The following is a 22,685-nucleotide window of genomic DNA, read 5'->3' as shown; positions in this document are numbered from 1 at the left end:
ACTTTTGCTCATGACATGAATGGAGCAGACTGTCTCACGGTGGCAGATGGGGTTCGGCGGTAGTAGCGGCGAAAAGATTTAAGATGGGAAAATCGGTTTAATTCGGTTTAGGCCGCCTGAAAATGGCAGCCCGGTACGCATGGGACAAGGTTTTCGAACCGAACTGCTGTTTTCGCCAGCAGATGACCGAATTGTCGAATCGGCGGACTGCGTTGTCAGGGCGTCAGTTCGCAAACTGCTGATGTCGGGGTCGGGAAACAGGCTTTTCGACGGATGGTTCTGCGGATTGCACCAGCTTGCTGATGACGCTGTTGGTATATTTCTGGACAGGCCGTCTGAAAACAGTGGTAGGGAGTTTTCAGACGGCCTGTTTGCGCGCCTTGTCTATAAAAAGCACTGCAATAAATTATTGAGAAACCGTCTGCCTTGTTCGGTGGGGGCGAAGCGGGCAGGGTCGGAATCGAGCAGACCGAGTGAGACGGCCTGTTTGATTTCGGCGGCAATGGCTGCGGGCGGAATGCCGGTCCGTTGCCGCAGCCAATCCGCCGGTACGCCGTTGCTCAGGCGCAGGGCATTCATCATAAATTCAAACGGCAGATCGGCTGCGGCAACGGACCGGCGTTCTGCTGCCGAAGCGGCATCGGCGGCGACGGCGGCCAGATAGTCGTTGGGGTGGCGGCGGCGGACGGTGCGCTCGATGCCGTTGTGTTTGGAAATTTTGCCGTGTGCGCCGGCACCGATACCGATATAGTCGCCAAACTGCCAGTAATTGAGATTATGGCGGCAGTAGTGGCCGTTGCGGGTAAACGCGCTGGTTTCGTAATGCTCGAAACCGGCCAGACGCAGGGTTCCGTGGACGGCATCTTCGATGTCCTGCGCCGCATCGTCCTGCGGCAGGCCGGCCGGCGGGGTGTGGCCGAAAGGGGTGTTCGGCTCCATGGTCAAATGATAAGCACTGATGTGGCTGACACCGCTCTGTACGGCGGTTTCCACATCGCGGACGGCAGCCTGTACGGTTTGATTCGGCAGGGCATACATCAAATCGATATTGACCTGCTCGAACAGTTTGACTGCTTCTTCGATGGCGCGCAGTGCTTCGGTCTGATTGTGAATGCGCCCCAGCGCGTGCAGCGAGGGGTTGTGGAAACTCTGCACGCCGATGGACAGACGGGTAACACCCGCTTGGCGGAAACCGGCGAATTTTTCGCGCTCGAAAGTGCCGGGATTGGCTTCCAGCGTGATTTCTGCGCCCGGTTGCAGCGGCAGGCGGGCGCGTATGCCGTTGAGCAGCCGGTCGATGGCGGCAGCGGAAAATACGCTGGGCGTGCCGCCGCCGATAAAGACCGTTTCTACCGGCCGTCCCCAGATATGCGGCAGCTCGCTTTCCAAATCGGTTAAAAGCGCGTCGATATAGGCTGTTTCGTCGGGACGGATTTTGGCAGTATGCGAATTGAAGTCGCAGTACGGGCATTTCTGAATACACCACGGAATGTGCACGTAAAGCGAAAGCGGCGGCAGGATACTCAGACGGGCGGGTTGGGGCAGGGTAATCGGGATCATCATGGAGAACACGGGAATCAGGCCGTCTGAAAACACACGGCGGCAGTTTTCAGACGGCCGGAGCGGTGCCGTTATCGGGACGTTTTTCCGCCTTCGGCAATTTTCATACCGGCGGCCACCAGGCTGCCGATGTCGGCCACATTGGCGGGCATAATCAGCGTATTGTTTTCTTTGGCCAGTTTGGCGAAGGCTTCGACATATTGTTCGGCTACTTTCAGTTTGACTGCTTCTTCGCCGCCGGGCGCGCGTATCGCCTCGGCTACCATGCGGATGGCGTCGGCACTGGCTCCGGCCACCAGACGCAGGGCTTCAGCTTCGCCCTGAGCCTGATTGATTTTGGCGACTTTGTCGCCGTTGGACGCATTAATCGCAGCCTGCGCCTCGCCTTCGGACTGCTGGATTTCGGCTTCGCGCTGGCCGCTGGCCAGATTGATCTGCTCAATTTTGCGGCCTTCCGATTCGGCAATGCGGGCGCGTTTTTCGCGTTCGGCCGTGATTTGTGCCTGCATGGCGCGCAGGATTTCCTGCGGCGGAATCAGGTCTTTGATTTCGTAGCGCAAGACTTTCACGCCCCAGGAAACAGCGGCATCGTCCAGTGCATCGACCACCACCCGGTTGATTTCTTCGCGCTCTTCAAAGGTTTTGTCCAATTCCATGCGGCCGATTACCGAACGCAGTGTGGTTTGTGCCAGCTGGGTAATTGCGGTGATGTAGTTGCTGGTGCCGTATGAGGCGAGCTTGGGGTCGGTCACTTGGAAATAGATGATGCCGTCTACGGTCAGCTGGGTGTTGTCGCGGGTAATGCACACTTGGCTGGGCACGTCGAGCGGGATTTCTTTCAGTGTGTGCCTGTATGCCACGCGGTCCATAATCGGAACCACGAATTTCAGGCCGGGGGTCAGCACATTATGGAATTTGCCGAAACGTTCGACGATATAGGCTTCCTGCTGTGGCACGATACAGACGGCCTTGAAGCCGAAAATGATGACGGCAATCAGAATAAACAGCGGCAGGTTGATAAAGGCAGTGAAATCCATCATAGTCTCCTTGGGGTGGGAAGCGGATTAATGCAGGCGGACCAGCAGGGTGTTGCCCTCTTTGCCGTTGATGACGGCGGTGGTGGCAGCGGAATCGGGCATATGGTTGAGGGCGCGTGCCTGCCAGAATGTGCCCCGGTAGGCCACTTCGTAGTGGTCGGTGTGCAGATGACGGACGACTTGGACGGTTTGGCCGATGTCCAAATCGCCGGTATCTTCTCTATCCGGCCGGCGGCTGCGCCTGTTTTGCGGCAGGTAGAACCAAATCAGGCCTGCGGCACTGAGCACTGCGGTTGTCAGAACGGGCAGTGTCAGGCCGTCTGAAAACAGGGATACGATGGCGCCGCCGGTCAGGGCGGCACCGAGAATCAGCAGATAAGCGGTACCGAGAAACATTTCGATAATGAAAACGGTAACGGCGGCGGCAAACCAGTACATCAGCGGCTCCTTTAAGACTTTATCGGCAGGGCGGCAGTTGGGCGGTTTCAGACGGCCTCGGCGTGCGGCTTGGGCATTTTCAGGCCGAACGATTGGATATAGCTGCGCCCGTCCAGCTCTTTGACTGTGATTTCAAAGCCGTTCAGCGCAATGCGGTCGCCGGCTACGGGCATTTCGCCGAAGTGTTCGCGGAAAAGATCGACCAGTGTCAGGGATTGTTGCGCCTGCTCGATGTTCAAACCGTAGGCCATGGCCAGATCACCGACTTTGGTTTCGGGGTTGAGGATAAATTCGCCGTAGAACTGCTGCTGGTCCTGACTGAGCTTGCGGTCGGCAAACTGTTTGGCAAAATCACAGCCCAAGCCGTCTTTCAAAACATACCAGGCCACATCGCCTGCCTGCATTTTGGTGCTAGGGTGGATATTGACCGTACCGCCTTTGCGCACCAAGGCAAACAGATGTCCCTCGCTAAACTCTTCCTGACGGGTCATGGCCGAGGGATGGCTGTTTTCGGCATCGGAATCGGCTTCCACTTTGAACGATTGCAGGGTAACGGGCAGCGTGTCGGCCAGCCACACTTCGCGCGAGGCCAGCGGTTCGGGCGTGGGCGGCAGAACGACTTTGAGCTTGCCGGCCAAAAGCGGAATGGTCGTGCCCTGAATCATCAGCGACAAGATGACCACGGCAAAGGCTACGTTAAACAGCAGATACGATCCGGGTACGCCTTCGATCAGCGGCATAATCGCCAGCGTAATCGGCACTGCGCCGCGCAGCCCCACCCAGCTGATATAGGCCACCTCGCGTTTGGCATAGCGGAACCATTTCAGCGACGACCAGACGGCCAGCGGGCGGGCGACCAAAATCAGAAAAGCGGCGATAACCAGCGAATTGAAACCGTGTTCCAGCAGGCGGCTGGGTGTAACGAGCAGACCCAGCACCAGGAACATCGATGCCTGCGCCAGCCATGCCAAGCCGTCCATCACATTGAGTACGTGTTCGGTAGAGTGGTTGCGCGAATTGCCGATGAATACCCCGGCTAAGTATACCGCCAGAAAGCCGCTGCCGCCCAGCAGATTGGTCACGGCAAACAGCAAGAGACCGCCGGAGGCAATCAGAATGGCGTACAGCCCTTCGGCCAAATGGATACGCGCCAAGAGCCGTGCCAGAAATTTACCCGCGCCGTAACCGAACAGCAGGCCGAGCAGGAGCTGGTTGGCCAGCATCCACAACATCGCCCCCGCCCCCATGTCGGCCGGACTCATAATCAGGCCGATTAAGGCGGTTACCAGCAGAATCGCCATCGGGTCGTTCAGGCCGCTTTCCAGCTCGAGCGTGGCGAGAATCCGCGAGTTGAGGCGTACGCCGCTGCTGCGCATCAGCGAAAATACCGCCGCCGCATCGGTGGAGCCGACAATTGCGGCCATCAGCAGGCCGAGCCGCCAGTCGATGCCGAGATAGAAGGTGGCAAATACGCCCAGCAGCGCCACCGTGGCCAATACGCCCCAGCTGGCCAAAACGGCGGCCGGTTTGAGCGCGATGCGGAAACTTTCCAGCTTGGTGCGCAGGCCGCCGTCGAGCAGGATAATCGCCAGTGCAAGCTGGCCGATCATGGTGGCACCCATGAAGTTGTCGAATTTGATGCCGCCGATGCCTTCTTCCCCTGCCAGCATACCCACGCCGAGGAAAACCAGCAGCAGCGGCATCCCGAGGCGGGTGGAAACGCGCGATGCGATGACGCTGACAAACAGCAGTGAAGCGATAATCAGAAAGAGGGCATTGATGCCGTCCATGGACATTCCTTGAACGATAAAGCGGATATTGATAAAAAAGTCGACAAATTATAGCACAGAACGGTCTGTATTTTCGGCAAAAAACGGAAGGGTTTCAGGGTGCCTGCCGGGTGCGGAGCAGCGGGTGTATAGGCCGTCTGAAAACCGCTGCCGATTGATTTTCAGACGGCCGCGGATACATAATGCCGTTTATGACAAACACGGGCAAAGGGAGAAAAAATGGAGCGTTTCGATTTCAGTCATGCCCCGTTCGACAGTTTGGACGCGGGTGAGCGGCAGTTGCTGCAAAAAGCGGTGGATATTGTGTTTTTTGCCGAAGAAGAGCCGATTATCCGGCCGCAGGCGGCGATCGAACATCTGTATGTAGTGATTAAGGGTGTGGTCAAAGAAAGCGGTGAAGACGGCGAAGTGGCCGCGCTCTATCATGTGTGGGACACGTTTGACGCGCGCGCACTGATGCAGGGCAGTACGCCCAATCTGTTTACCGCCGCCGAAGACACGCTGCTGTACCGCATTCCGAAAGCGGCCGTGCAGACGCTGATTCACTCCAACAGCCGTTTCGGCGCATATTGCTACGCCTCGGCGGCGGAAAAACTGTCCAGCCTGTCGGCGGGGCGGGACGAAGAACAGATGGCGGGACTGTTTACGGCCAAGGTGCGCGATGCCTACCGCCACGGAGCGGTATGGCTGGAAGAGGGGGCGACGGTTTTGGCTGCGGCACAAATGATGAAAACGGCCAAAACCAAATCTCTGCTGGTGCGCCACGGCAAACGTGTGGGGCTGTTTACCGAATCGGCCTTCCGCAATATTGTCATTGAGGGGGTGTCCGGCAGCGATGCGGCCCACCGTTGGGCGACATTCGACCTGATCAGTATCGACATTGACGATTTTGTCTTCCACGCCTTACTGCGCATGACGCAGCACAAAATCCAGCGCGTGGTGGTTACCGAAAACGGCGAACCGGTGGGGGCATTGGAGCAGATTGATGTGTTGGCCTATCTGTCCAACCACAGCCATCTGGTAGCACAGCGGCTGGAAAGGGCAGACACGCTGGACGATTTGGCGGCGATTGCCGCACAGATGAACGAATCGGTGCGCGTGCTGCGCAAGAACGGCTTGGGCGCGCCGCAGCTGGCACAATTGATGCAGGTACTCAACAGCAGCCTGTTTGAAAAAGCGTGGCGGCTGATTGCGCCCGAAAGCCTTTATGCGCAATCCTGCCTGATAGTGATGGGGTCGGAAGGGCGCGGCGAGCAGATTCTGAAAACCGATCAGGACAATGCGCTGATTATCCGCGAAGGTGCAGATATTCAGACGGCCGAAGCGGCGGCCGCGCAGTTTTCCGCCACGCTCGAACGGTTCGGCTACCCGCCCTGTGCGGGCAGAATTATGGTAAACAACCCGCAGTGGCGCAAACCGGCAGGCGAATTTAAACAGACCGTATCGGGCTGGCTGCGCGCTGCGTCGCCCGAAGCGATGATGAATCTGGCGATTTTTATCGATGCCAAACCGGTGGCGGGGGACAGCACTCTGCTGGACGAAGTAAAAGCACATCTGCGCAGCGTGATGAGCAAGGATGCCGGTATGCTGATGACGTTTGCCCGCGCGGTCGAGCAGTTCGACAGCCACAGCAGGGGATTTTTCGCCCAACTGCTGCACCGCGGCCGCGAAGAGCGTATGGACGTGAAAAAAATGGGACTGTTTCCGGTGGTACACGGCGTGCGTGCGTTGGCGTTGGAAGCGCGCCTGGCGGAAACCAATACATTCGAACGGCTCAAACGGCTGGCCCAGTTAGGCGTGATGGAGGAGCAGCTGGCGCAGGACGTGGCGGAGGCCTACCGGTTTTTAATGGAAATGCGCCTGAAAGCGGGGCTGGCAACGCTGCACGAGGGACGTGTGACGCAGCCGAACCAGTTGGATATTCACAGCCTCTCGACTTTGGAACGCGACCTGCTCAAAGAATCTTTACAGGTGGTGAAACGCTTCAAAGGCTTTGTGCGTCAACATTTCCATTTGAACGCCTGAGGAGGCCGTATGAATCTGATCCGCGCCATACAGCGCCGCCGCGACCGCCTGATGCTGAAACACCCGCAATACGCTTATCTGTTCGACGAGCGTCCGTATCACGGTGAATACGTCAGTTTCGATTGCGAAACCACCAGCCTGAACGTGAAAGAAGGAGAAATTATTTCCATCGGCGCGGTCAAAATCAAAGACAATGCCGTGCTGACCAGCGAACCGTTTTATGTACTGGTCAAGCCCGAAGGTATGATGGAAGCCGCCAATGTAACGATTCACGGACTGCGGCCGAAAGACTTGCGCAACGGCCTCGATATTGAAACCGCGTTGCGGCAGTTTCTCGATTTTGTCGGCGGCCGGCCGGTGGTGGGTTATTTTTTGGATTACGATGTGGCGATGGTCAATAAATTCCTGCGCCCGATGCTGGGCATACGCCTGCCCAACCGCCGGATAGAAGTATCCGCGCTTTATCACCGTCAGGAAACCAAAAACAAATATTATGACAGCTATGTCGATCTGCGTATGGCCAGCATGATACGCAAACTCGCCATTCCCGACTTGCCGCGCCATGATGCGCTGAACGATTCCATCAATGTGGCCATGATGTTCCTGGCCTTGCAGGCACGAAAAGTATAGGAGGCAGAGGCCGTCTGAAAACAGCAGGTTGCGCTTTTCAGACGGCATTGTTCAGGTTGTGGTTGAATGGTGTGGTTGAATGGTGTCGGATACAAGTATCCGACCTACGTTGATTCGGTAGGTCGGATTCTCGAATCCGACAGACATGATTCGCAACAGGCAAATCCGAAGGTGCAACGTGTAAAAACGCACCCGCCCGCCTGAATTTGGTAGGTCGGATTCTTGAATCCGACATGATTTTCAACAGATAAATCCAGAGAGGAAACGGGTAAAAAACGCGCACGCTCACCGACACGGAAACCGTCCAAAAGGCCGTCTGAAAACGCAGATAACTGTTTTTCAGACGGCCTTTTGATAACCTGTTATCAGCAGCTGCCGCTGAGCAGCTGCAGGGCTTCGCGGTATTTTTCCATGGTTTGAGCAATCACATCGGCAGGCACGCGCGGTGCGGGAGCCTGTTTGTTCCAGCCTGCCGCTTCCAGCCAGTCGCGGATAAACTGTTTGTCGAACGAGGGCGGATTGCTGCCGACGCGGTACTGACCGGCCGGCCAGAAACGGCTGGAATCGGGGGTCAGCACTTCGTCCATCAAAGTCAGCGTGCCGTTTTCGTCGAGACCGAACTCGAATTTGGTATCACAGATAATAATCCCGCGCGTTTCGGCGTAGGCGGCCGCTTCGGTGTAGAGCGCAATGGCTTTGTTGCGCACTTGTGCGGCCAACTCTTTACCGATAACCGCTTCGCACGCTTCATAGCTGATGTTTTCGTCGTGATCGCCCACGGCGGCTTTGGTCGACGGCGTGAAAATCACTTCGGGCAGTTTTTCCGCTTCGCGCAGGCCTTCGGGCAAGGCAATGCCGCATACTGCACCGGTTTTCTGATAGTCTTTCCAGCCGCTGCCCGCCAGATAGCCGCGCACAATCGCTTCTACTTTGACCGGTTCGAGTTTTTTCGCTACGACCGCGCGTTTGGCCAGCAAATCGGCTTCCGCTTTCGGCAGCACATCGTAAACAGAATCGCCGGTAAAGTGGTTGGGCATGATGTGGGCGAGTTTGTCGAACCAGAAATTGGAAATCTGGGTCAGAATTTCGCCTTTGCCCGGAATCGGGTCGTCCAGAATCACATCAAACGCGGATAAACGGTCGGAGGCCACCATCAACATACGTTTATCGTCGATTTCATACAGATCGCGCACTTTGCCCGAATAGATTTTTTGCAAACTGATGCCGTTCATTTTGAGTCCCGGATACAAGAAAGATAAACAAGGCTGCTATTTTACGGTAAATTTCTGCCGAAAAGGCGGGAAGCGGAAAATAAATCCGCATCGGACAGGGACGGTTTTTTGCCGCCGCAATTTAAATTGCCGCCGAAATACGTTAAAATCCGAGCTTCATCAGGCCGTCTGAAAACCCGCCGTCCGCAGCAGTCCGGCAGGCGGCCGAGTAACCCAATCTCCGAATCCCGACCACTATGCAGAATGTAGATCAAATTGCCGCCGCCGGCATTGCCGCCGTCGAAGCGGCCGCCGATGTTCAAGAATTGGAGCTGGTGAAAGCCCGCTACATGGGTAAAACCGGCGAACTGAACGCCTTGCTCAAACAGCTCGGCAGCCTGCCGCCCGAAGAGAAAAAAACCGTCGGTGCCCACATCAACGAATGTAAAAACCGCTTTCAGACGGCCTACAATCAAAAGCGCGATGCCTTTCATGCCGCCAAACTGCAGGCACAACTGGCAGCCGAGGCTTTGGACGTTACCCTGCCCGGCCGCGGCCAGACTTCCGGCGGCCTGCACCCCGTTACCCTGACCCTGCAACGCGTGGTCGAACTTTTTCACGGCATGGGCTTCGAAGTGGCCGACGGCCCCGAAATCGAAGACGATTTCCACAATTTCCAAGCCCTCAATATCCCGAAAAACCACCCCGCACGCGCCATGCAGGACACGTTTTACGTCGAAAACGGCGATGTGCTGCGCACGCACACTTCGCCGATTCAGATCCGCTATATGCTGGACAAAAAAAATCCGCCGGTCCGCATCATCGCGCCCGGCCGCGTGTACCGCGTGGACAGCGACGCCACCCATTCGCCCATGTTCCACCAATGCGAAGGTTTGTGGGTGGAAGAGGGTGTGAGCATGGCCGATTTGAAAGCCGTGTTCACCGACTTTATCCGCCGCTTCTTCGAGCGAGACGATTTGCAGGTGCGCTTCCGGCCGTCGTTTTTCCCGTTTACCGAGCCTTCCGCCGAAATCGACATCATGGGCGACAACGGCAAATGGCTGGAAGTCGGCGGCTGCGGCATGGTGCACCCTAATGTGTTGAAAAACGTGAATATCGATCCTGAACAGTACACCGGTTTCGCTTTCGGCATCGGCCTCGACCGCTTCGCTATGCTGCGCTACGGCGTAAACGATTTGCGCCTGTTTTTCGACAATGATTTGAATTTTTTGAAGCAGTTCCGCTGAATATTCAGACGGCCTGAAATACCCCGTTGACGGCTTCGGCCGTCTGAATATCCGAAAAAACGGCCGCAGGGGCGGATTTGGGGAGAGTGTGATGGCGCAATATCCGATTTATATTGTTGATGCGTTTAGCGATGTGCCGTTTCGCGGCAATCAGGCGGCGGTAGTGTTGCTGGACGCATGGCTGCCCGAGGGCGTGATGCAGCAGATTGCCGCCGAAAACAATCTGGCCGAAACGGCGTTTGTCGTGCAAAAAGGCGATGCGTGTTTCGATATTCGCTGGTTTTCGCCTTTGCTGGAAGTGGATTTTTGCGGCCATGCCACGCTGGCGGCTTCTTGGGTGCTGTTCCAGCGTCATACCGCGTGGCAGAGTCTGTCGGTTTACGCGCCCGCTGTGGGCGAAATGCGGATTGAGCAGGCAGGCGGGCGCATCGAAATGCGTTTCCCCAACCGTGCGCCCGAACCGCTCGATACCGTTCCCGATGCCTTGCTGCAAGGTTTGAGTGTCCGGCCGGAAAAAGTGTTGCGCAACCCACAGGCTTATTTTGCCGTGTATGGCCGCGAATCCGATGTCCGCGCGCTGCAAACCGATGATGCGTATTTAAAACAGCTGGCACCTTACGATGTGGTGGCGACCGCTGCGGCCGAAGGCGGCGGATATGATTTTGTTTCACGCTATTTCTGGCCGGCCAACGGCGGCAGCGAAGATGCAGTAACCGGCTCGATTCATGCCGGCCTTGCGCCTTATTGGGCTGCCGCGCTGGGCAGGAGGACTTTATACGCTTTTCAGGCTTCCGCACGCGGCGGCCGTCTTTATTGCAGCGTTGATGAAGACGGCGTAACCGTCGGTGGCTATTGTGTGCCTTATCTGGAAGGGCGGATTAGCGTGGCCGATTGATCTGGGCCGTCTGAAATCCGATGTTGGGGGATAAAACCATGAGTGTACTCAGTTTGACACCACTGGCGAATGCAGTGAAGCGGTTGGAGGAAGGTTGGCAGCGTTACCTGCAAGATGTCGGTGACGATCAAATCCGCGACGGTCTGATTCAGCGGTTTGAGTTTACATATGAAATCAGCCATAAAATCTTGAAGCGTTATTTGGCGGAAACATCGGCCAATCCGGTACAGTTCGACCAAATGGCTTTTCAGGATTTGATCCGCACCGCCAATGAGCAGGACTTGCTGCTCGGCAATTGGGCGGATTGGCGGCAGTACCGCGATATGCGCAGCCGTACGAGTCATACGTATGATGAAGCTGTGGCATTGGCTGTGGTTGCCGGTATCGAGCAGTTTTTGCAGGAAGCGGCTTTCCTGCTGGGCCAACTGCAACGCAGATTGTCTCAACATCATGAATAAACTGGATATTACACCTCAAGAGCGCGAGATTGTGTGTCGGATTTTGCGGAAAAATGTGCCGCAACACGCTGTTTGGGCATTCGGTTCCCGTGTGAACGGTACGGCCAGAATGTATTCTGATTTGGATTTGGCCGTGATCGGCAACCGGCCGTTGCCTTTGGCGGTTCATGCCGCATTAAAAGACGATTTTTCCCAATCCGATTTGCCTTGGAAGGTGGATATTGTCGATTGGGGTGTTATCGGCCCGGAATTTCGGAATATTATTCTCAGACAGTATCGGGTGCTTCAAGAGGCCGTCTGAAATCTGCCTGTGATGTAGATGATTCATTTTATCGTTGATTTAAAAATAAGATTTTATAGAGATTAACCATGCAATTTTCCTACTCGTGGCTCAAAACCCAAGCCCATACCCATCTTTCTGCCGATAAGCTGGCGCATCTTTTGACGATGGCCGGTTTGGAAGTGGAGGAAACCGAATCGGCTGCGCCGGCGTTTCACGGCGTGGTTGTGGCCGAAGTGAAATCGGTGGAAAAACACCCTGATGCCGACCGCCTGAATATTACCCGAGTCGATGCGGGGACGGGTGAGCTGATTCAAATCGTGTGCGGCGCGCCGAATGTGAAAGCGGGCGTTAAAGTACCGTGTGCCTTGCCGGGCGCGGTTTTGCCGGGCAATTTCAAAATTAAGCCCACCAAGATGCGCGGGCAGGTTTCCAACGGTATGCTGTGTTCCACCGATGAATTGGGTTTGCCTGATGACGGTGTGGACGGCCTGCATATTCTGCCTGCCGATGCGCCCGTCGGCCTCAATATCCGCGAATATTTGGATTTGGACGACACGGTTTTGACGCTGAAAATCACGCCCAACCGCGCAGACTGTTTGAGCATCAAAGGCTTGGCGCGCGAAGTGGCCGCGCTGACGGGCTGTCCTTTTACGCCGCCTGAAATTCAGACGGCTTCCGTGCAGAGTGCGAAAACGCAGGCGGTGCGCATTGATGCGCCGGAAGACTGCGGCCGTTTTTTGAGCCGTGTGGTGGAAAATGTCGATGCGGCCGCGCCGACGCCGGAATGGATGAAACAGCGTTTGGCGCGCAGCGGTATCCGCAGCATTTGTGCGCTGGTGGACATCGGTAATTATGTGATGTTGGAACTCGGCCAGCCGATGCACGTTTTCGATGCCGACAAATTGACGGGCAGTCTGGTGGTGCGCCGTGCACAGGCAGGCGAAACGCTGGCCTGTCTGAACGAAAAAACGGTTACCCTGGCGGAAAATACGCTGGTGGTGGCCGATGAGCGGGGCGCATTGAGTATGGCCGGTCTGATGGGCGGTGAAGCGAGCGCGGTTTCAGACGGCACTCAAAATATCGTGCTGGAAGCAGCATGGTTCACGCCCGAAACCATCGCCGGCAAATCCCGCCAATACGGTTTCGGTTCGGATTCGTCGTTCCGTTTCGAGCGCGGCGTGGATTTTGAACTGCAACGCGATGCCGTCGAGCGGGCAACGGAGCTGGTGTTGCAGATTTGCGGCGGCGCGGCAGGCGAAATAGTCGAAGCAGTGGGCAGTCTGCCTGAACGCAAAACCGTGGCCGTACGTACCGCACGGGTGGAAAGAATGCTGGGCGTGGCGATTGATGGAGCGCGGATGGAAACCATTTTGGCCGCGCTCGGTTTGCAGCCGGAAAAAATTTCAGACGGCCTGCAAGCCATATCGCCGAGCTTCCGTTACGATATTGAAATCGAAGCCGACTTAATCGAAGAAATCGCCCGAGTTTACGGCTATGAAAACATTCCCGACGATGCGACTTCGGGCCGTCTGAAAATGCCGGTGCTGCCGGAAACCCGCCGCAGCCGTTTTGCCGTTTACCGCCAGATGGCCGCGCGCGGCTATCAGGAAGTGGTCAGTTACGCTTTTGTAGACGAAGCATGGGAGCGCGATTTTGCCGCCAACGAAAACCCTATCCGCCTGCAAAACCCGCTGGCGGCGCAATACAGCGTGATGCGTTCGACCCTGATCGGCGGTTTGGTGGAAATTCTGCAAAATAATCTCAACCGCAAACAAAACCGGGTGCGGGTCTTTGAAATTGCCCGCGTGTTCGGCAAAGATTCAGACGGCCGTTTTGTGCAGAACGAGCGTTTGGGCGGTTTGGTTTACGGTGCGGCTTATCCCGAACAGTGGGACGCGGCCGACCGCGCGGCCGATTTCTACGATGTCAAAGGCGATGCCGAAGATTTGCTCGGCAACCGGGCAGTATCATTTGTGAAGGCAGAACACCCCGCGCTGCATCCGGGGCGTACGGCGGAAATAGTTTCAGACGGCCGGGTCATCGGCTTTATCGGCGAACTGCATCCGCAATGGTTGCAAAAATACGGTTTGCCGCAAGCACCTTTGGTATTCGAAATCGATATGACTGCGGTATTGGCCACGCAAAAAACGGCATACCGCCCCGTATCCAAATTTCAACCCGTACGCCGCGACTTGGCGTTTGTGATGGCGGAAGCGGTCAGCCATGACGATTTATTGGCCGCGCTCAAACGCGTAGACAACAAGTTGGTGCAGGATATTGCCGTTTTCGATGTTTATCGCGGCACGGGGCTGCCGGAAGGTATGAAGAGCATGGCGGTGAAAATTCTGCTTCAAGATGGCGAAGCCACGCTGACTGACGAAACAGTCGAACCGCTGATGGCGCAAATGATTGCGGCGGCGGAGGCGGCCGGTGCACGCCTGCGCGGATAAAATTTTCGATATTTTCTTGAATTTTATGTAAAAACGGGTAGAATCCCGCCCTTAATAAAATAGAAGGACAAAAAATGACCTTAACAAAAGCAGAATTGGCCGATATTTTGGTGGAAAAAGTCAGCAATGTAACCAAAAACGATGCCAAAGAAATCGTTGAGCTTTTTTTTGAAGAAATCCGTGCGACCTTGGAGCGCGGCGAAGAAATCAAAATTTCCGGTTTCGGCAACTTCCAATTGCGCGACAAACCGCAGCGGCCCGGCCGCAATCCGAAAACCGGCGAAGAAGTGCCGATTACTGCCCGCCGCGTGGTAACGTTTCATGCCAGCCAGAAGCTGAAAGGTATGGTAGAGCATTATTGCAGCAAGTAAAGCTACATCGGATAAGCAGATTCCCGGGAATCTGCTTTTTTTGTATCCGAGTGGTTGAATTGAGTCAGTCAAAATGCCGTACGGGATGGGGAACAACAGAATATCGAATGATTTGGTGCGATATGCGATATAGAAGGCCGTCTGAAAGAGACGGGCATTCTGTTTGGCATCTGCTGTATTTTTGTCAGGTACGGTTTGGGTGTTTTCGTGGGGCAGAAAAAAAGCACCCGAACGGTGCATGATGTGGCGCGGCGGACGGGGCTCGAACCCGCGACCCTCGGCGTGACAGGCCGATACTCTAACCAACTGAGCTACCGCCGCGCATTGCCGTTTTGAGGCGGCAAAGGAAACTTGGTGGGTGATGACGGAGTCGAACCGCCGACATTCTGCTTGTAAGGCAGACGCTCTACCAACTGAGCTAATCACCCTGAATATGGTGGCGCGGCGGACGGGGCTCGAACCCGCGACCCTCGGCGTGACAGGCCGATACTCTAACCAACTGAGCTACCGCCGCGCATTGCCGTTTCAATGCGGCAAAGGAAACTTGGTGGGTGATGACGGAGTCGAACCGCCGACATTCTGCTTGTAAGGCAGACGCTCTACCAACTGAGCTAATCACCCGTTTGCTTGAAGCGAAGACGCGATTAAATCAAAAAAAATATCGGGCGGCAAGTGTTTTGCGGGCCGTTTTGTGTGGTTTTAATTTAAATTTCGGTTTTAAAAGATAATTTAAAACAACTCAGATGTAGAAGTTTTGATCCATTTCTTCGGCAGGTCGGGTAAGGCGTTTGTTGCCTACGGCGCGGGCGGGTACGCCGACGACGGTGGTATTGGCCGGGACATCGGCAACAACGACGCTGCCCGCGCCGATTTTGGCGCAGCTGCCGACGCGGATATTGCCCAACACGGAGGCATTGGCACCAATCATCACGCCGTCGCCGATTTTGGGGTGGCGGTCACCAGACTCTTTGCCCGAACCGCCGAGGGTAACGCCGTGCAGAATGGAAATATCGTTGCCCAATACGGCGGTTTCGCCGATGACGATGCCGGTGCCGTGGTCGAACATGATGCCGCTGCCGAAGCGGGCGGCGGGGTGGATATCGACGCCGAACACTTCGGATGCGCGGTTTTGCAGAAAATAGGCCAAAGTTTTCCGCCCCTGCTGCCACAGGCAGTGGTTGATGCGGTGTGCCTGAATGGCATGGAAGCCTTTGAAATAGAGCAGGGGCAGGCTGTATTGGTCGCAGGCGGGGTCGCGCTCGTAGCAGGCGCGGATGTCGGCGACAACGGCATTTTCGATTTCGGGGTGGTTTTGCAGCGCGCCGAGAAAGAGTTCGTAGAGGGTGCGCGCGTCCATAGTGGGGTTGGCCAATTTACTGGACAGGTGGAAGGCCAGTACGCGCAGCAGTGCGTTGTGGCGCAATACGGTCATGTGCAGGAAGCTGGCCAGTGCAGGCTCTTCGGCGGCGGCCTGTTGGGTTTCATTGCGGATGGTCTGCCAAACGGTTTCGTTGCCGTGATTCATGATGGTTCCTTCGGGGCGTGGTTACAGTAATACAACGTCGTATTGTTCCTGCGTGTAGCTGTTTTCGACGGCCAGGGAAATCGGTTTGCCGATAAAGTCGATCAGCATGGCCAGTGATTGTGATTCTTCGTCGAGAAACAGGTCGATGACTTCGGGCGAGGCCAGGATGCGGAATTGTTTGACATCGAAACGGCGGCTTTCGCGTACGATTTCGCGCTGGATTTCATAGCAGACGGTCTGCGGGGTTTTCAGACGGCCTCTGCCCTGACAGGTCGGACAGGCTTCGCACAGGGCATGGCTGAGGTTTTCCCGGGTGCGCTTGCGGGTCAGTTCGACCAGTCCGAGACTGGTAAAACCGTTGAGCGTAACGCGGGTGCGGTCGAATCCCAAGGCTTTGGCCAGTTCCTGTAAAACGGTTTCGCGGTGGGCATCGGAAGCCATGTCGATAAAGTCGATGATGATGATGCCGCCCAGATTGCGCAGGCGCAGTTCGCGGGCAATGGCGTGGCAGGCTTCCAGATTGGTTTTGAAGACGGTTTCGTCGAAGTTGCGCGCGCCGACGAAGCCGCCGGTATTGACATCGATGGTGGTCATGGCTTCGGTGGCTTCGATAATCAGGTAGCTGCCGAAGTTGAGATTGACGCGCGGTTGGAGGGCGCGGTTGATTTCGGCTTCGACGTTGTGGGTTTCAAACAGCGGGCGTTCGCCTTGGAACAGGCTCAGCCGGTTGACGGCACCTTGGACATATTGTGTGGCGAAGGCCTGCATTTTATGGAAGTTTTCGGTGGAATCGACCAGAATTTCGCGCGTGTTTCCACTGAACATATCGCGCAGGACGCGCAAAGCCAGCGGCAGGTCTTGGTAGAGCAGGGTTTCGGGCGGGCGGGTTTTGGCCTGATGTTGGATGTCGGCCCAGACTTTGGTGAGATAGTCGATGTCGGCTTGCAGCTCGGCATCGGTAGCGGTTTCTGCGCTGGTACGGATAATATAGCCGCGTCCGGCTTCGGGCGGCAGCAGGTTGTTCAGGCGTTCGCGCAGGCTGTTGCGCTCTTCTTCGTCTTCGATGCGCTGGGAAACACCGATGTGCCGGTCTTGCGGCAGGTGGACCAGGAAGCGGCCGGCCAGTGAAATCTGGGTGGAAAGGCGCGCGCCTTTGGAGTTGATGGGATCCTTGATGACTTGCACCAAAACCGTCTGCCCTTCAAACAGCATATGTTCGATGCGTTGGGCGGCATCGGGGTTTTGCCGCTGTTCCAGCACATCGACAATGTGCAGGAAAGCGGCGCGTTCCAAGCCGATGTCGATAAACGCACTCTGCATTCCGGGCAGCACGCGCCGGACCACGCCCAGATAAATATTGCCGACCAATCCCTGCCCGCTGTTGCGCTCGATGTGCAGTTCGCAGATTTTATTGGCTTCTAAAACGGCAACGCGGGTTTCCTGAGGCGTGATATTGACCAGAACGGTTTCGGGAGGGCGGACGATGTCTTTGGGTAAGGGAATGCTGGGCAGCATGGTTGTCTTTCAAAAAAGCGGGATATTTTGCGGTACGGCCTGAGATCAAGCGGTACGGCAAAAGAAACCTGCCGCGATAATACGCGAAAGCATTCAGGGCTGCCAGATGGCGGCAGCCGGATTATCCGCACGGCGGCGGGGCAAAGATGTGGGCAGTTTGTGGATAAAGCGGTTAAGCGGCTGAAAGGCCGTCTGAAAAACGGCCTGCTGAAAAAACGGGCAGGCGGTTTTCGGTTTTTTTTACCCTTTCTGTACGGCGGTTATGCGGTCGGCGAACGGCTGCAAGTTCAAGCCGCTCTGCGCGGCAATATGTGCTGTCAGTGCTTCGGCAGGGCGGCCTTTGGCCGCTTCGGTCATCGCCCACAGTAAAGAAGAGCGGGTGCCGGTGCGGCAGTAGGCCAGCGTCGGGGCGGGCAGTTCGTCAAGCAGGGCTTGGAACGCGGCGGCATCGGCTGCGCTGATGTGCGGAGCGGCGGTGGGCTGGTGGCGGCTGTGGATAATGCCGTGTGCGGCGAGCAGCCGCTGTATGTCGGCAAAAGAGGGCTGGTCGGGTTCTTCGCCGTCGGGGCGGTGGCAGACAACGCTGCGGATACCCAAATCTGCCGCGGTGCGGACGGTTTCGGCATCTAATTGGGGTGCGGTATAGAGGGCGTCGCTTAAACGGTAAACAGGCATGGTCTGTCCTTTCGGGTGTTTATTCAAACAGGAAAACAGTAAAAACGGCGTTTGCACGTCGGCAACCATCTGTCCGACATACGGATTTTTCTGCCGGACACCAACCACGGCAGGTGCGGAAACGGAACGGTATCGGTCGCGGTTTTGTAAACCGTGAAACGGTTACCGCTTGGACACCGGCTCGAAAGGTTTGGCGTGCTGCCGGTTTTCGGGTGGCGTGGCCGCGTTATGAAAATCTGCCCGCAATCCGATATTCAGACGGCTTGGGGCGGGTGAAGGCCGTCTGAATATGAGAATAATGCGTTTGGCAGGCAGTTTAGACGGTGTGCAGCCATGCGTGCAGTTTGCTTTCGTTTTCGATGCGCAAAAGCGCGGTGTCGGCGGCAGCGGGCAGGGCGGTGAGGACGGTCTGTTTCAATACGCCTTGGCGGAAATAGTGCAGCGTCAGGCGGTGGCCTGGGCGGACGTTCTGCCAGATGGCGGCAAAGTCGGTACAGGCGTAGCCGTCGGCGGCGATAACGGTATCGCCCGGACTCAAACCGGCCGTTTCCGCGCTGCTGCCGTTGGCAATGTGGCTGAGCGTGATGCCGTTGCCGGTTTGTGTGTAGCGCGCGCCGAAATCGGTTGCGGGCTGCGGCTCGGGCCATTGGCTGCACAAGCCGCCGCCGTGGCTGCGCGGCAGGGCGTGCCATTGCAGAGCGATACCGGCAGCGGACAGGCAGTTTTCCAGCGGCAGGTCGTCGGTGGAATATAAGGCCGTCTGAAAAAAGGCGGTTAAATCCAAACCGGTGATTTCCTGACAGCGGCGTTGCCACGCCCGTTCTTCAATGCCTTTACCGTCGGCCAGGTAGTCGCGGTAGAGCGTGCGCATCACGTCGTCGAGACTTTGACGGCCGCCGCTGCGTTCGCGGATGAACAGGTCGAGGCACAAGGCCGCCAGCGCGCCTTTCTGGTAGTAGCTGACAATCGCATTGGGGCTGTTTTCGTCCTGTTTGTAGTATTTGTGCCAGGCGGCAAAGCTGGATTCGGCCAAGGTTTGCTGCAAACGCCCTCCGCCCTGCTGCACACGGGTCAGATTTTTGGCCAACAGGTTGAGATAATCGGTTTGGCTGATGACGCCGCTGCGCACCAGCATCAGGTCGTCGTAATAAGATGTGATGCCTTCAAATGCCCACAATTGTTCGGTATGGCTTTCTTCATCGAGCCGGTAGGGCATGAATGCGGCCGGTTTGATGGATTTGACATTCCATGCGTGGAAATACTCGTGAGCAATCAGGCCGAGCAGTTGGATATAGGCATCATCGGGCGCGTTCAGGCCGATACGGGGCAGACTGAGGCGGTCGGCGTGCAGGGCGGTACTGTCGAGGTGTTCCAGGCCGCCGTAAATATGGTCGCCCAGATAGAGCAGGAACAGATAATGTTTGAACGGTGCGGGCGAGTCGAACATTTTCAGCTCGGCTTCGCAGATTTTCTGCACGTCGAAGCGCAGGCGTTCGCGGTCGAAATCGGGATAGTCGCCGCTCAGGGCGATGCGGTGGGGAATGCCGCAGGCGGTGAAATCCAAATATTCGATATGGCCCATTTCTACGGGGTGGTCGATGATTTCGGCATAAGAGGCCGCCTGAAAAACGGTTCGGAGGGGTTGTTCCGTGCCGAATGACGGAACATTGCCGCCGTTTTCCGCCGGCGCGGGCAGGGTGGTGGCAATCTGCCAATGGTCGGGCAGACCGGAGAATTCCAGCCGGTGCGGCCCGTGTTCCCGGCCTTCGGCACTCAGCAGCAGGCAGGCACCGTCGAAAAAGCCGCGTTCTTGGTTGAGAAACGAGGCCCGGACGGACAAATCGTGGGCGTAGACGGTGTAGTCAATCTGCCATTCGCCCGCTGCTGCCTCGCTCTGCCAGCGGTTTTTGGCGGTTTGAAGCAGTTCGGCGGGACGGCCGTTACACTGTGCGCCGATGCGGATAATGTGGCGGGAAAAATCGCGGATCATATAGCTGCCGGGTACCCAGTTGGCCAGCGAGAGTTTCAGCGGCACGTTTTCGGTTTGGTTCAGGGTCAGGCGGATATGCCAAGTGTGGCTGTGAGGGTGGGGAGTCAGAATGTAATGCATCATCGATATAGTGTTAAGAATTGCTTACGGATTTGCCGTATGTTGATTTTAATCAAGTCATCATACAGGTAAAGCCGATACGCTTACAAACAAAACAGACAGGCGTCTTCCCGCGCGCTTTTTCCCGGCGGCGCATTTCGGCCGGCGGTTCTGTCGGGCAATACAACACCTTCCGGCCGTATTGGCGGTTTTGGCTTGGTTTGATGCCGGATTTGATTTAAAATGCCAAAGTTAAATTCCGCTTACTTTGGTTGCTGCACGGTAGGCGCTGTTAAGTTATTAAGAAAAACGGTAAATACCCGAAAGAAAAGCTGAATGCCGCCGTTTGGGCGTTTTCAGACGGCCTGCCGGTAAATGCCGATGTTTATTGCCATGTTTATGGAGACTTTCATGGAAACGCAAACTTATAACTACAAAGTGGTGCGCCAGTTCGCCATCATGACCGTAGTTTGGGGGATTGTGGGTATGCTGGTCGGCGTGATTGTTGCCGCCCAGCTCTTTTTGCCCGCACTCAACCTGTCGGAAATCGGCCCGTGGTTCCACTTCGGCCGTCTGCGTCCGCTGCATACCAATGCGGTGATTTTCGCATTCGGCGGCTGCGGTCTGTTCGCCACTTCCTATTATGTCGTCCAGCGTACCTGTAACGTGCGCCTGTTCGGCGGCAATATCCTGCCGGCCATTACCTTCTGGGGTTGGCAGCTGGTTATTGTGCTGGCTGCCATCACACTGCCGCTGGGTTACACTCAGGGTAAAGAATACGCCGAGTTGGAGTGGCCGATCGATATTCTGATTGCTGTGGTTTGGGTGGTGTATGCCATTATCTTCTTCGGCACGATTGCCACGCGCAAAATCAAGCATATTTATGTGGCCAACTGGTTTTACGGTGCTTTCATTCTGGCGGTGGCACTGCTGCACATCGTCAATAGCATTTCGCTGCCTGTCGGTGCCATGAAATCTTATTCCGCCTATTCGGGTGCCATCGATGCGATGGTGCAGTGGTGGTATGGGCATAATGCCGTGGGCTTTTTCCTGACGGCCGCCTTCCTGGGTATGATGTATTACTTTGTGCCGAAACAGGCCGGTCGTCCGGTGTATTCGTACCGTCTTTCCGTCGTGCACTTCTGGGCACTGATTTTCACCTATATGTGGGCGGGTCCGCACCATCTGCATTACACCGCTCTGCCCGACTGGACGCAGTCGCTCGGCATGGTCTTGTCGCTGATTCTGTTTGCACCGTCTTGGGGCGGTATGATTAACGGCATCATGACGCTTTCCGGTGCATGGCACAAACTGCGTACCGATCCGATTCTCAAATTCCTGGTGGTTTCTCTGTCGTTCTACGGCATGTCCACGTTTGAAGGCCCGATGATGTCCATCAAAACGGTCAATGCCCTGAGCCACTATACTGATTGGACAGTCGGCCACGTACATGCCGGCGCATTGGGCTGGGTCGGCTTCATCACTATCGGTTCTATCTATTACCTGATTCCGCGCCTGTTCGGTAAAAAAGAAATGTACAGCATCAAGCTGATTGAAGCGCATTTCTGGATTGCGACCATCGGTGTCGTACTCTATATCGCTTCCATGTGGATTTCCGGTGTGATGCAGGGCTTGATGTGGGGTGCATTGAATGAAGACGGTACGCTGACTTACTCTTTTGTCGAGTCTGTCAAACAAAGTATGCCTTTCTATGCCATCCGTTTTGCAGGCGGCCTGCTGTACCTGAGCGGTATGATTCTGATGGCTTACAATGTGTACCGTACCGTTATCGGCGGTAAGCCTGTGGATGCGGAGATTCCGGCTGTCGCCCACACCCAGCATTAAAACAAAGAAAGAATAGGCTACCAAAATGAAATTGCAAAAATTAGCTGAGGAAAAAGTCGGCTTCCTGATTGTGGCCACTCTCTTGGTCATCAGTGTGGGTCTGCTGATTGAAATTGTGCCGCTGTTTTTCTCGCCGACGGTAACCAAACCGATCGAGGGAGTGAAGCCGTATTCTGCTCTGCAAGTGGCAGGACGCGATGTCTATATCCGCGAAGGCTGCTACAACTGCCACTCTCAGATGATCCGCCCGTTCCGTGCGGAAACCGAGCGTTACGGCCATTATTCGGTAGCGGGCGAATCGGTTTATGACCGTCCGTTCCAATGGGGTTCCAAACGGACCGGCCCGGATCTGGCCCGTGTCGGCGGCCGCTATTCGGACGAATGGCACCGTATCCACCTGCTGAATCCGCGCGATGTCGTTCCCGAATCCAATATGCCTGCCTTCCCTTGGCTGGCACGCAATAAAGTCAATCCCGATACCGTTATCCGTAACATGAAGGGTTTGCAGACTCTGGGTGCGCCTTACACCGAAGAAGACTACGCCAAAGCCCCCGAAGAGCTGAAAGACAAATCCGAGCTGGATGCCGTTGTGGCTTATCTGCAAGGCTTGGGTCTGGCACTGAAAAACGTAAGGTAACGTT

The 22,685-nt window shown here is 56.1% G+C and carries 19 protein-coding genes and 4 tRNA genes; 10 read left to right on the top strand and 13 right to left on the bottom strand.

Annotated elements, in window-relative coordinates; all coding sequences use genetic code 11:
* Positions 1–384 precede the first annotated feature (384 nt).
* The 4 genes from hemW to ORY85_RS03270 all read right to left on the bottom strand — a co-directional run bounded on the left by hemW (position 385) and on the right by ORY85_RS03270 (position 4,825).
* Positions 385–1,560 (bottom strand): radical SAM family heme chaperone HemW, encoded by a 1,176-nt coding sequence (gene hemW / locus ORY85_RS03285; RefSeq protein ID WP_274571631.1) that lies wholly within the window; start codon positions 1,558–1,560, stop codon positions 385–387.
* Between the two features lie 71 nt (positions 1,561–1,631).
* Complete coding sequence (locus ORY85_RS03280) at positions 1,632–2,597, bottom strand: SPFH domain-containing protein (RefSeq protein ID WP_274571630.1); 966 nt, start codon at positions 2,595–2,597, stop codon at positions 1,632–1,634.
* A 27-nt stretch (positions 2,598–2,624) separates the two neighbouring features.
* Entirely contained in the window at positions 2,625–3,035 is a 411-nt protein-coding gene (locus ORY85_RS03275) for an NfeD family protein (RefSeq protein WP_338578321.1), read from the bottom strand.
* 47 nt (positions 3,036–3,082) lie between these two features.
* The gene (locus tag ORY85_RS03270) at positions 3,083–4,825 is read right to left on the bottom strand and encodes a potassium/proton antiporter (RefSeq protein ID WP_274571534.1); all 1,743 of its coding nucleotides are present in this window, start codon (positions 4,823–4,825) and stop codon (positions 3,083–3,085) included.
* Positions 4,826–5,044: 219 nt separating this feature from the next.
* Between ORY85_RS03270 and ORY85_RS03265 the strand changes: the two genes are divergently transcribed.
* Both ORY85_RS03265 and ORY85_RS03260 read left to right on the top strand, forming a co-directional pair.
* Complete coding sequence (locus tag ORY85_RS03265; RefSeq protein WP_274571533.1) at positions 5,045–6,850, top strand: DUF294 nucleotidyltransferase-like domain-containing protein; 1,806 nt, start codon at positions 5,045–5,047, stop codon at positions 6,848–6,850.
* Positions 6,851–6,859: 9 nt separating this feature from the next.
* Positions 6,860–7,480 (top strand): 3'-5' exonuclease, encoded by a 621-nt coding sequence (locus ORY85_RS03260; RefSeq protein ID WP_274571532.1) that lies wholly within the window; start codon positions 6,860–6,862, stop codon positions 7,478–7,480.
* Positions 7,481–7,845: 365 nt separating this feature from the next.
* On the opposite strand, the gene ORY85_RS03255 is transcribed toward ORY85_RS03260, so the two are convergent.
* The gene (locus ORY85_RS03255) at positions 7,846–8,712 is read right to left on the bottom strand and encodes a phosphoribosylaminoimidazolesuccinocarboxamide synthase (RefSeq protein ID WP_274571531.1); all 867 of its coding nucleotides are present in this window, start codon (positions 8,710–8,712) and stop codon (positions 7,846–7,848) included.
* 236 nt (positions 8,713–8,948) lie between these two features.
* Here ORY85_RS03255 and pheS point away from each other — a divergent pair, with 236 nt between their 5' ends.
* The 6 genes from pheS (at position 8,949) to ORY85_RS03225 (ending at position 14,395) form a co-directional block, all read left to right on the top strand.
* Entirely contained in the window at positions 8,949–9,938 is a 990-nt protein-coding gene (gene pheS, locus ORY85_RS03250; RefSeq protein WP_274571530.1) for a phenylalanine--tRNA ligase subunit alpha, read from the top strand.
* A 91-nt stretch (positions 9,939–10,029) separates the two neighbouring features.
* Positions 10,030–10,833, top strand: a complete 804-nt coding sequence (locus ORY85_RS03245) for a PhzF family phenazine biosynthesis protein (RefSeq protein WP_274571529.1) — start codon at positions 10,030–10,032, stop codon at positions 10,831–10,833.
* Between the two features lie 38 nt (positions 10,834–10,871).
* Positions 10,872–11,291: an HI0074 family nucleotidyltransferase substrate-binding subunit gene (locus ORY85_RS03240; protein WP_274571528.1), complete on the top strand. Its 420-nt coding sequence runs from the start codon at positions 10,872–10,874 to the stop codon at positions 11,289–11,291.
* Positions 11,284–11,592, top strand: a complete 309-nt coding sequence (locus ORY85_RS03235; protein WP_274571527.1) for a nucleotidyltransferase family protein — start codon at positions 11,284–11,286, stop codon at positions 11,590–11,592. The genes ORY85_RS03240 and ORY85_RS03235 overlap by 8 nt, the downstream gene beginning before the upstream one ends.
* 68 nt (positions 11,593–11,660) lie before the next feature.
* Complete coding sequence (pheT, locus tag ORY85_RS03230) at positions 11,661–14,024, top strand: phenylalanine--tRNA ligase subunit beta (RefSeq protein ID WP_274571526.1); 2,364 nt, start codon at positions 11,661–11,663, stop codon at positions 14,022–14,024.
* A gap of 74 nt (positions 14,025–14,098) precedes the next feature.
* Positions 14,099–14,395: an integration host factor subunit alpha gene (locus ORY85_RS03225; protein WP_274571525.1), complete on the top strand. Its 297-nt coding sequence runs from the start codon at positions 14,099–14,101 to the stop codon at positions 14,393–14,395.
* 244 nt (positions 14,396–14,639) lie between these two features.
* Here ORY85_RS03225 and ORY85_RS03220 read toward each other — a convergent pair.
* From ORY85_RS03220 to ORY85_RS03185, 8 genes are all read right to left on the bottom strand, one after another.
* Positions 14,640–14,716, bottom strand: a tRNA-Asp gene (locus ORY85_RS03220).
* A 31-nt stretch (positions 14,717–14,747) separates the two neighbouring features.
* Positions 14,748–14,823 (bottom strand) — tRNA-Val (locus ORY85_RS03215).
* Between the two features lie 9 nt (positions 14,824–14,832).
* Positions 14,833–14,909: transfer RNA gene (locus ORY85_RS03210), tRNA-Asp, on the bottom strand.
* Positions 14,910–14,940: 31 nt separating this feature from the next.
* A tRNA-Val gene (locus ORY85_RS03205) sits at positions 14,941–15,016 on the bottom strand.
* Positions 15,017–15,134: 118 nt separating this feature from the next.
* The gene (cysE, locus tag ORY85_RS03200) at positions 15,135–15,920 is read right to left on the bottom strand and encodes a serine O-acetyltransferase (RefSeq protein ID WP_274571524.1); all 786 of its coding nucleotides are present in this window, start codon (positions 15,918–15,920) and stop codon (positions 15,135–15,137) included.
* A gap of 21 nt (positions 15,921–15,941) precedes the next feature.
* Positions 15,942–17,435, bottom strand: a complete 1,494-nt coding sequence (rng, locus tag ORY85_RS03195; RefSeq protein WP_274571523.1) for a ribonuclease G — start codon at positions 17,433–17,435, stop codon at positions 15,942–15,944.
* A 240-nt stretch (positions 17,436–17,675) separates the two neighbouring features.
* Positions 17,676–18,110, bottom strand: a complete 435-nt coding sequence (locus ORY85_RS03190) for a TIGR01244 family sulfur transferase (RefSeq protein ID WP_274571522.1) — start codon at positions 18,108–18,110, stop codon at positions 17,676–17,678.
* 316 nt (positions 18,111–18,426) lie between these two features.
* Positions 18,427–20,223: a M61 family metallopeptidase gene (locus ORY85_RS03185; RefSeq protein WP_274571521.1), complete on the bottom strand. Its 1,797-nt coding sequence runs from the start codon at positions 20,221–20,223 to the stop codon at positions 18,427–18,429.
* Positions 20,224–20,610: 387 nt separating this feature from the next.
* Here ORY85_RS03185 and ccoN point away from each other — a divergent pair, with 387 nt between their 5' ends.
* Together ccoN and ccoO are read left to right on the top strand one after the other, a co-directional pair.
* A complete protein-coding gene (gene ccoN, locus ORY85_RS03180) occupies positions 20,611–22,044 on the top strand; it encodes a cytochrome-c oxidase, cbb3-type subunit I (protein WP_274571520.1) in 1,434 nt (477 codons plus the stop codon).
* A gap of 25 nt (positions 22,045–22,069) precedes the next feature.
* Positions 22,070–22,681, top strand: a complete 612-nt coding sequence (gene ccoO, locus ORY85_RS03175; RefSeq protein WP_274571519.1) for a cytochrome-c oxidase, cbb3-type subunit II — start codon at positions 22,070–22,072, stop codon at positions 22,679–22,681.
* Positions 22,682–22,685: the final 4 nt, after the last annotated feature.

The sequence above is a fragment of the Neisseria leonii genome (genome assembly GCF_028776105.2).
Taxonomy (GTDB): domain Bacteria; phylum Pseudomonadota; class Gammaproteobacteria; order Burkholderiales; family Neisseriaceae; genus Neisseria; species Neisseria leonii.
The sequence above is the reverse complement of the archived record's forward strand: the minus strand, read 5'-3'. Positions and strand labels throughout refer to the sequence as shown.